The organism is Bradyrhizobium sp. MI1.10 (genome assembly GCF_055811035.1).
The window spans coordinates 1-12,901 of sequence record NZ_JBVVPN010000087.1; the positions used below are offsets into that span (position 1 = coordinate 1).

Here is a 12,901-nt window from a genome sequence, read left to right on the forward strand (position 1 = left end):
GAGGCCGGATACATTGATGCAAGACCGCATCTGCCAGGTTGACGAAACCTCTTGCAACGCGCGGCCGGACCATACATGTGGGTCAAAATGCGAAGAAGAGCAAATCTGGTCCGCCATGCCTCACTGAGCGGACCTCAACCGGTGCGTTGCTACTTCGCTGATGGGCCAGCAGCGGTCAATCGGCCGAGTCGGCCCAAGTCGTCCTGACAGGCTGGGCCAAAGAAGCAGCTGCACTGACCTTTGTTGAACTGTTGTCGTTTTTGAACCTTCGCTCGAATTGCAGGACTCACGTCAGTAGACGATGGGGATGGACTATCCCATCACAGCGTCGAGCGATTTTGGCTACCGTCACTCATCAGCGGCAGTTGCAAAGGACTTAGTTTCCGGGTTGCCAGCCTAAGCCGCACCAAGCCAGCGGATCGGCCGGTGAATATCGCGGAGGCAAAGAGATGTTTCCAGCGAAACTTGCGGCATCGTTGCTTGGCTCAGCGTTGCTACTGACACCCGTACTGGCACGTGACGATGGCCGATACGACCACTCTCCGCTGAAGCCATGGTTCGAAAGCTTGCAGAGCGAATTTGGGAAGTGCTGTACCGATGCCGACGGGTACATAGTGTCCGATGCGGATTGGGAGTCCACTCGTGGGCGTTACCGCGTCCTCATTGACGACGAATGGGTGATCGTACCTGATGGCGCGGTTATCACAGAACCAAACCGTTTCGGCCGCACAATGGTCTGGAGGCACTACATAGACGGCCATCCGCGCGTCCGATGCTTCATGCCTGGCAGTATGACTTAATGCCCTTTGAAAGGTAATCCGCTTCGGTCAAAGGCTGCCCTCTCCAGCCAGCATGGCCTTGGTCGGGTCAGTTGCCCGAAGCGGACATGCCCGCGCTCCGGGCTGAGGTCAGCCACGGGCCACAACCAGACCTCAGGGCCGACATTGGCGAGCGATGCCAGGGATCTTTCCGAGCAATCAGTTACCGCGCCGGGATCGCCAAAACCTGATGCCAGCAGATACTGCCCTGTCGTAAGCTGCGAGGGCCGCGTCGGTTGATATCTCGACCATCTCTCGGAACCGTGCGTCGCTCACCTGCGTGAAGCTTTGGCTTATGGCGTCGGTGAGTTCATCATCGCTGACCGATGGCTCCTTGGGGATTGTTCGCCCCGTGAGCTGACAGAGCAAATTTAGCCGGTAGGTGTCTGCCGCAACTTGCGAAGCCCAGTCTTGCAGGTCCACTGCCTTCCGCATCTTTCCAGCTGCCCAGAACGGTCGATCATTCGGTCAGAATATCCTCAAACTTTCCCATATCAACTATAAGGTTCTCATCCGTTTGGCCCAGGCTAAGCAACGACTGCCGCCATGTCGTCAATGCGTCTAACTCTCGGCTCATCTTCTTCCGGAAGCACAAAAGCTCTCGCATCACACGCTGAAAGCCGAATTGAAATGTTCGCTAAGAAAGCATCGTTGCCCAAGCCAAATTCACAGTACTTGACCTAGACACGCCCTTTTCAAGGTGGTCAGCTTCCATGTCGAAACGCTTTTCCTAGCGATAGTCAGGTCATCTGTCGTTTTAATCGCGGGGTAAGCCTACTGAGTCACGGAGCCTACCCGCTAGCGCGAGGCCAGTCCCTATGGTTTGATCTCTTGGCTTAGATCATAGGGGTCCTTCGTGGCGGGCGAACGCATCGAGCGTCGACTAGCAGCTGTTGTAGCCGCTGACGTGGCGGGCTATTCGCGGCTTATGCACAAGGATGAAGAGGCGACGCATACCAGGCTGGCATCTCTCTTAGCGGAGGGTGTAGCCCCCGCGATCGCGGAGCATCGGGGCCGCTTCGTGAAGAACACCGGTGACGGTTTCCTGGCGGAGTTTCCAAGCGCGGTTGAGGCGGTTCGAGCTGCTTTGCAGTTCCAGACTCGAACCAAGGAACTTACAGCCGGTGAGATTGAAGAAAGACGTATAGCTTTCCGTGTGGGCGTCAATATTGGCGACGTAATCATCGAGGCCCATGACATCTTTGGAGACGGCGTCAATATCGCGGCTCGACTTGAGAGCATCGCGGAACCCGGTGGCATTTGCATCTCGTCTTTTGCCTACGATCAGGTTCGTGGCAAGGTCCCGGTTGAGTTCGTCGATCTAGGCGAGCAGAACCTTAAGAACATCGACCGGCCTGTTCGTACCTACGCAGCAAAATTGAAGGATGGAGCGGTTTCTGTGCCCGACCCATGGGCCAAGAAGCCGCTGGCGCTGCCCGACAAGCCTTCTATAGCTGTCCTGCCGTTCGAGAACATGTTGGGCGGTCCCGGCCAGGAATACTTCACGGATGGTATGGTCGAGGACATCATCACCGCGCTCTCTCGGTTCAGATCGCTGTTTGTGATCGCCCGCAACTCGACCTTCATTTACAAAGACAGAGTCGTCGACATCAAACAGGTCGGACGTGAATTGGGCGTGCGTTACGTACTTGAAGGGAGCGTTCGAAAGGCAGCTGGCAGGATTCGCATTACAGGACAACTTATAGACGCCGTCACTGGTTCTCACTTATGGGCGGACAAATTCGACCATCACGTTGCCGATGATGTTGAGAATATTTTCGATCTACAAGACGGCCTTGTCGCTCGGGTAGTAGGCGCCATTGCGCCTCGGATAGAGCAAGCCGAAATAGAACGAGCGAAGCAGAAATCCACCATCAGCCTTGATGCTTACGATCTCTACCTGCGTGGACTCTCGAGCTGGAATCGCTGGACCAAGGATGATAATGACCAAGCAAAGAAGCTTTTCTACGCGGCGATCGATCATGATCCTGAATTTACAACGCCTTACGGGCTAGCAATTTCTTGCTACATTATGGATCGATCAAGCCATTGGTCCAACCATCAAGATAAAAGAGAAATTGCGCGGCTAATTCATCGAGCGCGAGACATTGGGATGGATGATCCAATTGCGCTTTGTTGGGCGGCGCATGCGATGGCGATGTTCTTCGGTGAGAATGACGAGGCCATCTCCCTGGTTACGCGGGCCACCGAGTTGGATACCAATCTTTCTGTAGCATGGGCCCGCGCTGGATGGATCAACGCGTACGCAGGCGATGCTGACCGGGCGATCGACAGTGTGCATCGTGCTATAAGGCTCAATCCCTTAGATCCGCGTATCTTTCTTGCTTATTCCGCTATGGCATTCGCTCACTTTATTGGACGAAGAGAAGCAGAGGCAATTGAATGGGCTATCAAGGCGTTGCGGCTGAAGCCCGACTGGCCTCCGGCGCTTCGAGTGATCGCGGCCAGCAATTCGGTACTTGGATTTTACAGCGAGGCACAACGAGCCATTGCGAAGCTGTGTGCATTGATTTCCGATGAACGGATCTCCACAGGTTTAGTCAACTATCTCAAGAGACAGCAAGATAAGGAACATTACTCCAACGCGCTGCGTAAGGCCGGCCTCCAAGCGTGAGACGGAGCGAAATCCTAGCCGTGGGTGACGATGCACGACCGGAAGAGCCAGTTCCTGATAAAGAACCCGATCAACCGTTACTTGATCAACTCTCCAATGTTGTCGGGTGAAGAAAGACGCGGGCGGCACGGTGACGCTCTACATCCAAAAAGACAGCCCCGGTGCGTACAAGGAAGCAAACTGGCTCCCGGCTCTAGACGAGGGATGGCTCCAGCAAAGTCCAATCGACTTGGTTGTCGTTGTCAGGGGGGGCTGATAGCTCCTGCATTCCCGCTTAGTGGCGCGTGGCGACGGAGGCGAACAGACAAAGCGCCCCGTTCACGACGCCGAACGCGGCGCGACGGAGGATGTATCAAGCGTAATGGAGGCACACCGCGGGCGCTTCGCTCAACTTCTTCCACCAGATCTCGAAGATCTTGCAACTCTGAGAGCTGAGAAGCGAGTTCGCTAAGTCGTTCGTAAAGGATTGCGCGAGATCCTCGCATAAATGTCCTCCCCACCACAAAAATCACTATCAGGACAGCATCAGAGCAAATGAGAAGACTAAATCAGCGACCGCGCTCGGCTTCATTAAAGCATGTGAATCCCGTCTGCGAACCCGAGTAGTTCCGGAAATTCGGAACCCCACTGTCTCCACTCAGGTAGGGGGCTGCCGTCTGCTCAAAATGAATTTCTTGACTGCTTCAATCGTGCGAGCAAGCTGTCGCGGCCGGCGCGACCTACGCGGCGGAGTGACTAGCACAACGAAGAGCAGGTTCAGCAGCAGCCAGCAGCCGACCGCGATGAAAATGTACTTCATAACTCCTCAGAGGTACCCTCGGCGCGCCTGCGCCCGACTTCGCGATCGCATCCGACGTGAGGGATGTCGACTGGAGTAGGCTACGGCAGGTCGCCGATGGCGCCGACCCGCCATCAGCTCTTGGCAATCAATGGCGTTCAGCGCGGATCTCTCCTGACACCTTCTAGCTCACCCCACGGAAGTCCCTCGCCATTGCACGATGAGTTCACCGCTACGCTAATGACGGGCGTAATGTGCTTAATCAATCCAAGCTCGCGAAGAAATTTGGACCAAAAGTAATCGAGTACTGTCCAGAATACGGGCTGTTGGACGTACACCGTGCCGCGAAAGACAACGAACGAACGATCTGTACCTGCAGCAAGATGCCGAATGAGATCCCGGTTCGAGCCATCGGGAATAAGTGTCGCGATCTGCAGATGGCACGAGGCTCTGCTCGCCCGGATAATCGGCGTGTAATTCACGACCTCGTCGGTCACGACGACGTCGAAGTGGTTGCGTTCAAAGAATTTGATAAGGTCGTCCTTTAAATAGTTTTGAGTTTCGGGCTGGCTTGCGATCTTCCATCCAATCGTCAACAAAAGCACGGCAGCAATAGACCACCTAAATGCGCTGGAATAGTTCACGCCTCACCCCAAGAACACTGAAGCCGACTATTAGGCCGAGTATGATTGTGTTGCCGACCGTGTCTCCCCATGATCCATGGACGGTGGCGTAATGCCATTGGCTCAAACCCATCAAACTAATCCGCGCGACGTTCACTGCTATTACTGAAACGCAGGCCAAAAGGCACCACAACACGTCGTAAGCGGATTTCTTGGAGCCCGCTAATTGGCTCACGGTAACCCAACACAGTACTGCAAGAGACACGTTCGCAAGCGAAGAACAAGCTGGCCAGATTACAAGAACTCCGGATCCGTCAGCAAATTCCACGATGTCCCCGGTCCGATGCGTCCCCAGTATCCAACCAACGAGGGACGCGTCGATTTGCAATATTAGGTTGGCAAAAAACTGAAATAGCAACCGGCTCCAAAGCATGGGCACGGTGATAGCCAGTAATATGAAAGCGCCCCGTCGAGATGAGACGACATCGGCGGAGATAATGATGTAGAGACTAAGAGCGGTTACTGCGAGCCAGCTCAGGGCTCCGATCGGAAGAACGACGAGAAAGAGAAAACCTGCCCCCAGGGCCAGCTCTGACGGACGCACCCCAAACGTTCGGTCTCGATGAACAAGAGATACCCCGGCGGCACACGAGATCCACACAATTATGCTAATCCCGAAGGTATTGAAAAGTGCCTCCGCCCATCCAAGCCGGTTAACTGATTGGATGATGCGTGATGCGAGGCCACTTACACAACCGAGAGCGAATAGTCCCGCAAAGAATTCTCCGCGTGACAACTGCCTCGATATTCGCAATGTACCACGTGCAATCCACTCCTTTGAACATGCGACCACAATCCAGTGCCTCGCCTCGTTTCAGCCGCCGAGTGTTTCCCAGACCACGATAGAGCCTTGCTTGAGAACCGAAATCCCTTGAACTCTGGCGTAGACGAAAGCGGACACAACGATTTCGTCCGGCTAGTATCAGCGGAGATTGCGATTAGCTAACTGCAACGCCTCGCCTGCGCGGCGTGCTCATTATAACAGGCTAGCAATCGCTCTCTTCGGGATTGGCGTGCACCCCCTTGCGACCGCTTGAAGTACCCACCGAAATGTCAGGTAAGACAGGCTGCCCCGGGGCAGGCGAGCTACCAATGTCAGCCAACCTTACGACGGCGTTTAACCAACCAGTAGACACCGTAGCCAATGGCGAGAATCGGAAGGCCGGTGCCAGCAATCGGACCGGGGGCTCCCTTCACTTGGCCGGGCGCGTTTTCGCAATTTCCATTGCCGTTGCAGGCTAGGGCGGGCGGCGCAGAAATTATTAGAGTGAAGGCCAGAGCTAATGCAGACAAAATTCCCGAGGCGATCTTCATTGTTCTGCTCCACATTTTTAAACGGGTCAGATCTTGTTTTGCGCATTTATTGCGAGTTAATTTGCATTTATTTATAATTAATGCCTACCACAACGTCAATAGCTGGAAAACCCCCGAGTGGCAGTCATGCTGACCTTTAAGCGGCTCCTGCAGGATATCGCCTTTAACAAGATGTCGATTGGAATCGCGCATGCGCATCGTTTCCCCCTGCTGCATGAGAAGCATGCGCTCCGCGAACTGCTCGTCTATCTCGACGCCGATTGCGTTTTTGACGTTGGCGCAAACGAGGGGCAATATGCCGAGTTGCTGAGGTCTATCGGTTATGATGGCCAGATTGTTTCGTTCGAACCTATCCCGCAACTTGCGAAGGCGCTGCGCGAAAAAGCTGTCTACGATGCGAGTTGGTATGTTGAGAGCGTTGCATTGGATTCAACGCGACGGCATGTCGAGTTTAATGTAGCATCGTCGCATTCCCTATCGTCTCTGCATACGCCGCTGTCGGGTGGCGTGTTTGAGCGGGATATAGCCGCGTCAGAAAGAATCGGCATCGACACAGACACGCTCGATGATTACTTTCGCAAATATCAAAAAGCGCTTGGGTTCAAGCGTGCCTTTCTGAAAATGGATACTCAAGGGCATGACCTCTCCGTTGCCGCGGGAGCCGGCGAGATGCTCTCAGAATTCTATGGCCTCCAATCCGAAGTGGCAATCGCTCCGTTGTACCAAGACCAACCGAGCCTGAGAGAAGCCGTAACATTTTACGAAGAACGGGGCTTTGCCGTAAATGCAGTCCTTCCCACGCACTACGCCTTTCCCACGCTGATCGAGGTCGATTTCCTATTCATAAACAGGCGTCGCATCCACACTGGCCCAACAACGAGCTATCGACGGCAGCGCCGTAAATCCGCTGAGGTATGGGCAGGCGCGAACGAAACTGACAAGGTCGGATAGGGGCCCAGTCGTTTTGGCAGCCTTCAGCGGTGGTCCTTCCGCACGGTAGATCTAAACCATTCAACTGCAGGCCGCACCAGCTGCCATCCTCGCAACCCAAGAACCTTCTTGCAGGCGAGAAACCACCAACGACGCGATCTTTGAACGCTCGGATCGATACTCACGGCAAGTTTAGACAGGCGTGCTGAGCTCGCCATCGCGCCTTCATTGAAGGCAGCGCTTGCGCAGCCGATCGCTTCAAGTGCCAACATGTGGTTCATCCGGATACGAAGATCAGCAGCGTTGGTCAACCTCGCGGCGCTACTATCCAGGAAATGTTCTATCGCTGCCTTGCGTTGGAGCAGGTCTTGCTCCCGCGAAGGCTCACTTGACATATTGGCCGAGTGCGCTCGATACACGGCTTGGTCAGCGGCAATGACCCCGACATCGCCGTGTGCGGCCAGCCGTAACCACATTTCCATATCAGAGGCGTACGGTAAATCAGCTAAATACCCGCCCAATCTTTTCTGCAGGCTTGTGCGAACCACAACGGTTGGTGACAGCACAATGTTTTTTGCGCCACTAAGTGCAATGAAATCAAGTCCGGACAAAACGCGGGTTGTCGATCCAACGCCTGTTCGACGCCGCGAACGCTCCCCGCGTTGATCAAGAACGACCGCACCGCCGAAGGTGAAAGCGACGGACGGATGATCGTCCATCAGCTCGACTGATCTCGAAAGGGCACCGGGCAAGAGGTAATCGTCCGCAGACAGCAGAAGCATGTAGTCGCCTCTCGCCCAGGCGATGCCTTCATTGGCGGTAGCAATCAGCCCTTGTTTCGAGGTGTGCCTGCAATAACTGACGCGGGGATCGGAGCAGACTAACCCTTCCGCAACTTCCGCTGTATTGTCCGGCGACGCATCATCGATAATAAGCACGCGCAGTTCGGGGCCGGATTGCGTCAAAACGCTCTCGACGCACTCTCGCAGGAAGCGCCCATAACGGAAGCAGGGAACAACCACGTCTACCGAACTCATTTTCGCAAACAGACCGTCACAAGAGGGCTGAGCCCGCCTGTCTGAGAAAAAAACAAATCCGATTAAAAAGGGTTCCTGGCCGGTTGCTGCAACAGGCAGCCCGTCAACTCCCTTCAAGGCAGCTGCTACAGCAAGCCTTTCCATTCTCCTGAACTGGCGGACACGGAACGGTACCAAAGGAACAGAACGCGCAGCGGTTGCCGAGGAGCGGCTTAACGCGCTGGCCGCCCCGACATTCCCGCGGAAGACGCCTTACGCGACTACACCGCAAGCTGGTTAGTTGACGAACCGGTGTATTTGCTCGACGCGCAACGAACAAAAGCCCGGCGCACGTCAGCCCAGTGGACCAGCCCACTCCCTTCTAGGTCAGCAAGAGGCCATGCGGCGCGAATATGAAATCCTGAGGCCTGAGTGCTTCCTCGCTATGGAGAATCACGTCATTGCCTGCACTGAACGTGATCGTGCTCTCGTGTGTGGTCGGATCAAATGCCGAGATCGTGAGTTCGCTGAAGTTCTCGATACCAAGCGCAGCGACATCGATGTGGTCGGTTCCTAAATTCGAAAGACCCTGACCGAGATCCTCGACCTTGTCGTGGCCGTTATTGACGCTGAACACGAAGGTGTCGTTGCCTCCTTTCGCGAGCTCAAGCATCACCTGAGCGTCGCCCCACATGTCATCGTTGCCGGTGCCGCTGATCAGCTGGTCGTTCCCTCCACGCGCGTTGTCAGACATCGTCTGCGCATCCCCGACAAGCATGGTATCGTATGTTCCGGCAGGAGCCGGGCTTGGAACATTGCCTCCGGTCAGACTGTCGTTGCCGCCCTGAGCGTCGCCGGACATGGTCAGCGCATCGCCGTAAGCTCTGCTCAAGCCGGATGCGATGTCGCCGCTTTGCAATGCGCTGCCGCCGATATAGGTGTCATTGCCGCCGACGGCATGATCGCCCATGTTGCCTCCGGCGTCGCCGTAGAACGTACTTCCCTCCCCGCCGGTCTTGTTGAAGGTGTCGTTGCCGCCCTGAGCGTGGCCGGACATGTTGCCGCCAGCATCGCCATAGAAGATGTTTGGGAAGAAAGTGCCGCTAAGCTGATTGTAGGTGTCATCGCCACCCTTAGCAAAATCAGACATGTCGCCGCCAGCGTCACCGTAGACAAAATTGTCGGTTTCAATTCCGTGCATCGTGTAAATGTCGTTACCACCAGCAGCGTGGCCCGACATATCGCCACCGGCATCGCCGTAGAAATAATTGTTGGTTTCAGAGGAGCCGTTTTTTGTGAAGCTGTCGTTGCCGCCGTGAGCATAGTCAGACATGTTGCCACCAGCGTCGCCATAGAACCGCAAGGTCCTCTCTGGCCCGTTACTGGCCGTCAAGGTGTCGTTCCCCCCTTCCGCGAAACCGGACAGGTTTCCGCCAGCATCGCCGTAAACAGTGTCTGTAAAGTGCCCATCTCCGAGAGAGAGTGTGATGCCGTCGTTACCGGCTTTGGCGTGACCTGACAGATTGCCACCGGCGTCAGCAAAGACATTGACTATCGGGCCAAAGAGCAGCCCACCAGACGGAAGTCCGGTGACTTGAACGTTCAGCGTGTCATCCCCAGCATTGGCATGATCGGAGATGCTGCCGCCAGCATCACCGTACATGTTGACCGTAACTGCGGGCTGAGAAAACGAGGGGTAAGTGACTTGGGCGGATAGCGTGTCATTGCCGCCCTTGGCATGATCGGAAATATTTCCGACCGCGTCGCCAAACATGTTGAATGTGAGGGGAGTTGGTGGCGGAGCGTTGAAGACAAGTTGCGCAGTGAGAGTATCGTCACCACCGATGGAGTGATCCAGCAGGCTTCTTCCGGCATCACCATAGAGGAGCGGTGTGTCGGTGGTGCCGGTCAAAATGTCCTTTGTACCGATCTCATGGTCCGTCAAATCACCCGGATTAATAGGAACGCGCCTGATCATGACTGCCTCCTCAACGATGCAACAACCTAGAGGCGACGCAGATTATCAGAATACGTCTGGCGCGTTGAGGCAGATAATACGGCAGTAGTACTTTCTTAAGTTGCGCGTTCAGGTCTGCATTGCGTCACAAGCTGACGGTCGGCAGGCAGCGCGACAGGGTCAGCCAAGGGCCCAATAGGCGACGTCACGCCCAAACTTGACTGACACAACGCCGCGGCTACCGAAGCGGGCGGGACCGGCTGAACAAGAAACGGCTGGGAGTGAACTTTCGGGCTACTGCGAGCGCGCTGCTCTCGCACGTTTCAAGCGCGATCTTCTGGGCCAGCATGACGTCTCCAAGCACGTACACTTCCATTGGATTCAGCGGATATGAGGAGCCAACAATTAAGCCGGCAGTGTCCCACAGCGCATCAATGTGCGTAATGTCATGGACTGTCAGATTGGGAAGGCAACTAGAGATTTTCTCAAGAATGCCTTTTACACGCTCCCGAAACACGATGAACGAGGTCTTTAGGCGAGTAGCCTTCTCGACGTCCTTCGGGTCGACATTTTTGAAGACGCGGCTCCAAATTTCACACTCTCTAAAATCGCTTGTCATCGAATCATTGACCTACCGTCTGCAGTCCAATCTGCCGAACCCAACCTAAACGGGCAAGCCGCTGCCCAAGCAGGTGACCTACAACCTTCGAACATGCGAACCCGCTCGGCGCTTCGCGAGCTATGCATCACGGGCTCACGATTCCAAATTAGCTCTACGCTCTCACGTCACAGCCTCTTCTTCTATCCATGCAGAAACGAATCGCTGGGATTCCAAAGTGGGCATTGATCCACTGCCCATATTCGTATCAATTTCTCAGGAATGACGTACGTTTGTTCGGCATAGGTAAGGCGTTCGCTTTTGAGGACCTCTTCAGCGGCCAACATTGGCGAGGACAAGGACAGCGGCCGAAGACAGCTGCAGGCCATGAGCGTTTTGCGAAGCGCGCCGGCATCGACCTCGTCGGCACCTATCATGATGAGGCTGTGAAGGTCTCCGACCCGATAGACACCCGGCTTGGGTTTGCCGAGATGCTGGAGGCTTTGGAGGCCAGCGCGGGACCTTATGGTTCAAGAGGTAGGTTCGCGCCGCTCAAGGCGCGCGGCTTTGATCTGATCGCTGCTGATTTCCCTCGCCGAAGAGACGCGCGTTGGCTGGACCGTCTGGCTCACCAGCTCAGCAACGTTTACCCCGCCGTGTACCCCACGCCGGCAGGCCTCACTGACCCGAGCTAGGTTTCCTAAGTAAGTCCTTGAAAATGCTGGCAGGAGTGGCAGGGCTCGAACCTGCGACCCCCGGTTTTGGAGACCGGTGCTCTACCAATTGAGCTACACTCCTACGGACCCTGCGTTGCCGCCCGGATCAGGCCGCTTTGAAGCACAGGGGGCGGCCGGATTGCAAGGGTGAAGCGCGCTGGCCTCGCTTGTTTGTGCCGCGCCTTCTGGGCCACAGTCCGCTCCGAACAATAATAAGCAACTGGGAGTGCCCATGACTGCCCAAGCCTTTGCGACTGCCCAAGCGTCCGCGACAGCCGCCCACCGCCCCTCGACCTCGCCGAAGACCCCGCCTCTGCCGGAATCCCGCCCTGAGACGCTGGGGCTGTCGCGCACCCGCCTCCAGGCCATGTCGGACGCCTTCAAGCGCGAGATCGACAAGGGAACCGTGCCGGGCGTCACCGTGCTGGTGGCGCGGCACGGCCAGGTCGGCTGGTTCGAGGCGCTCGGCAGGCAGAGCCCGACGGGCTCGGCGCCGATGGCGCATGATTCGATCTTCCGCATCTTCTCGATGACCAAGCCGATCGTGTCGGTCGGCATCATGACGCTGGTCGAGGACGGCCACCTGATTCTTGCCGACCCCGTCGCGAAATTCATTCCGGAGTTCGCCGATCAAAAGGTCGGCGTGGTCAGCGGCGGCAAGCTGGAACTGGTTCCGCCGAAACGCCCGATGACGGTGCAGGATCTTCTCCGCCACACCTCTGGCCTGACCTACGAGCACCAGGGCGACGGCCCCGTGCACAAGATCTACCAGGAGTCGCGGGTGCGCAGCCGCAAGATCACCAATGCCGAGCATGCCACCCTGGTGGCGAGCTTCCCGCTGGTCTGCCATCCCGGCGACGAGTTCAACTACAGCCGCTCCACCGACATCCTCGGTCGCATCATCGAAATCGTCAGCGGCAAGTCGCTCGGCACCTACCTCTCCGAGCGCATTCTCGCGCCCTTGCAGATGGCCGAGACCGGTTTTGCGACAGCGGAGGCCAATGTCGGCCGGCTCGCCGAGCCGTTCGCGGCCGATCCCTGGACCGGCGACAAGGTCGCGCTGTTCAACATGCTCGAGCAGCCAATCATGGAGTCCGGCGGCGGCGGCCTCGTCTCCACCACCATGGACTATGCCCGTTTCGCGCTGATGCTGCGCAATGGTGGCACGCTCGACGGCAACAGGATCATCGGCCGCAAGACGCTGGAGCTGATGGCCTCCGATCATCTCGGGCCTCACGTCGTGACCAACGGCACTCTGCTGTCGCCCGGCCACGGCTTCGGCCTCGGGGGGGGGGGGGGGGCGGCGCCCCCCCCCCCCCCCCCCCCCCCCCCCCCGCCGGGCCGGGGGTTGGGGGGGGGGGGGGGGGGGGGGGGGGGGCGGGGGGGCGGGGGCGGGGGGGGGGGGGGGGGGGGGGGGGGGGGGGGGGGGGGGGGGGGGGGGGGGGGGGGGGGGGGG

General features: G+C 56.9%; 10 protein-coding genes, 1 tRNA gene and 1 pseudogene. 6 read left to right on the forward strand and 6 right to left on the reverse strand.

Going from position 1 to position 12,901, the window contains the following annotated elements:
- Positions 1–449 precede the first annotated feature (449 nt).
- From AC0L3K_RS39195 to AC0L3K_RS39205, 3 genes and pseudogenes are all read left to right on the forward strand, one after another.
- On the forward strand, positions 450–800 hold the full coding sequence (locus tag AC0L3K_RS39195; RefSeq protein ID WP_246649192.1) for a hypothetical protein: 351 nt from the start codon (positions 450–452) through the stop codon (positions 798–800).
- 874 nt (positions 801–1,674) lie between these two features.
- A complete protein-coding gene (locus AC0L3K_RS39200) occupies positions 1,675–3,453 on the forward strand; it encodes an adenylate/guanylate cyclase domain-containing protein (RefSeq protein ID WP_311985909.1) in 1,779 nt (592 codons plus the stop codon).
- A 24-nt stretch (positions 3,454–3,477) separates the two neighbouring features.
- Positions 3,478–3,652 (forward strand): annotated as a pseudogene (locus AC0L3K_RS39205) (DUF1214 domain-containing protein); the annotation flags it as partial.
- 737 nt (positions 3,653–4,389) lie between these two features.
- Here AC0L3K_RS39205 and AC0L3K_RS39210 read toward each other — a convergent pair.
- On the reverse strand, positions 4,390–4,875 hold the full coding sequence (locus AC0L3K_RS39210; RefSeq protein ID WP_219683744.1) for a hypothetical protein: 486 nt from the start codon (positions 4,873–4,875) through the stop codon (positions 4,390–4,392).
- A gap of 1,134 nt (positions 4,876–6,009) precedes the next feature.
- Positions 6,010–6,228: a hypothetical protein gene (locus tag AC0L3K_RS39215; RefSeq protein WP_473368068.1), complete on the reverse strand. Its 219-nt coding sequence runs from the start codon at positions 6,226–6,228 to the stop codon at positions 6,010–6,012.
- Positions 6,229–6,354: 126 nt separating this feature from the next.
- Between AC0L3K_RS39215 and AC0L3K_RS39220 the strand changes: the two genes are divergently transcribed.
- Positions 6,355–7,179, forward strand: coding sequence for an FkbM family methyltransferase (locus AC0L3K_RS39220; protein WP_219683747.1), 825 nt, complete (start codon positions 6,355–6,357; stop codon positions 7,177–7,179).
- A 23-nt stretch (positions 7,180–7,202) separates the two neighbouring features.
- Here the strand turns inward: AC0L3K_RS39220 and AC0L3K_RS39225 are convergent, their stop codons facing one another.
- The 3 genes from AC0L3K_RS39225 to AC0L3K_RS39235 form a co-directional block, all read right to left on the reverse strand.
- Positions 7,203–8,339: a glycosyltransferase gene (locus AC0L3K_RS39225; RefSeq protein ID WP_473368069.1), complete on the reverse strand. Its 1,137-nt coding sequence runs from the start codon at positions 8,337–8,339 to the stop codon at positions 7,203–7,205.
- Between the two features lie 217 nt (positions 8,340–8,556).
- Complete coding sequence (locus AC0L3K_RS39230) at positions 8,557–10,152, reverse strand: autotransporter outer membrane beta-barrel domain-containing protein (RefSeq protein ID WP_473256359.1); 1,596 nt, start codon at positions 10,150–10,152, stop codon at positions 8,557–8,559.
- A 217-nt stretch (positions 10,153–10,369) separates the two neighbouring features.
- Positions 10,370–10,750: an HD domain-containing protein gene (locus AC0L3K_RS39235; RefSeq protein WP_354128765.1), complete on the reverse strand. Its 381-nt coding sequence runs from the start codon at positions 10,748–10,750 to the stop codon at positions 10,370–10,372.
- Positions 10,751–10,938: 188 nt separating this feature from the next.
- Here AC0L3K_RS39235 and AC0L3K_RS39240 point away from each other — a divergent pair, with 188 nt between their 5' ends.
- Positions 10,939–11,424 carry a hypothetical protein gene (locus AC0L3K_RS39240; RefSeq protein ID WP_219683749.1) on the forward strand — a complete coding sequence of 162 codons (486 nt, stop codon included), beginning with the start codon at positions 10,939–10,941 and terminating at the stop codon, positions 11,422–11,424.
- A gap of 27 nt (positions 11,425–11,451) precedes the next feature.
- On the opposite strand, the gene AC0L3K_RS39245 is transcribed toward AC0L3K_RS39240, so the two are convergent.
- Positions 11,452–11,527, reverse strand: a tRNA-Trp gene (locus tag AC0L3K_RS39245).
- A gap of 150 nt (positions 11,528–11,677) precedes the next feature.
- On the opposite strand from AC0L3K_RS39245, the gene AC0L3K_RS39250 reads away from it, so the two are divergent.
- Positions 11,678–12,901, forward strand: a 1,224-nt coding sequence (locus AC0L3K_RS39250) for a serine hydrolase domain-containing protein (RefSeq protein WP_473368070.1), incomplete at its 3' end; no start/stop codon positions are given.

Excerpts from the sequence above, each read along its gene's own strand:
- AC0L3K_RS39220 (WP_219683747.1), top strand. The coding sequence starts at position 6,355 with ATGCTGACCTTTAAGCGGCTCCTGCAGGATATCGCCTTTAACAAGATG.
- AC0L3K_RS39240 (WP_219683749.1), top strand. The coding sequence starts at position 10,939 with ATGCAGAAACGAATCGCTGGGATTCCAAAGTGGGCATTGATCCACTGC.
- AC0L3K_RS39230 (WP_473256359.1), bottom strand. The coding sequence starts at position 10,152 with ATGATCAGGCGCGTTCCTATTAATCCGGGTGATTTGACGGACCATGAG.
- AC0L3K_RS39195 (WP_246649192.1), top strand. The coding sequence starts at position 450 with ATGTTTCCAGCGAAACTTGCGGCATCGTTGCTTGGCTCAGCGTTGCTA.
- AC0L3K_RS39235 (WP_354128765.1), bottom strand. The coding sequence starts at position 10,750 with ATGACAAGCGATTTTAGAGAGTGTGAAATTTGGAGCCGCGTCTTCAAA.
- AC0L3K_RS39215 (WP_473368068.1), bottom strand. The coding sequence starts at position 6,228 with ATGAAGATCGCCTCGGGAATTTTGTCTGCATTAGCTCTGGCCTTCACT.
- AC0L3K_RS39225 (WP_473368069.1), bottom strand. The coding sequence starts at position 8,339 with ATGGAAAGGCTTGCTGTAGCAGCTGCCTTGAAGGGAGTTGACGGGCTG.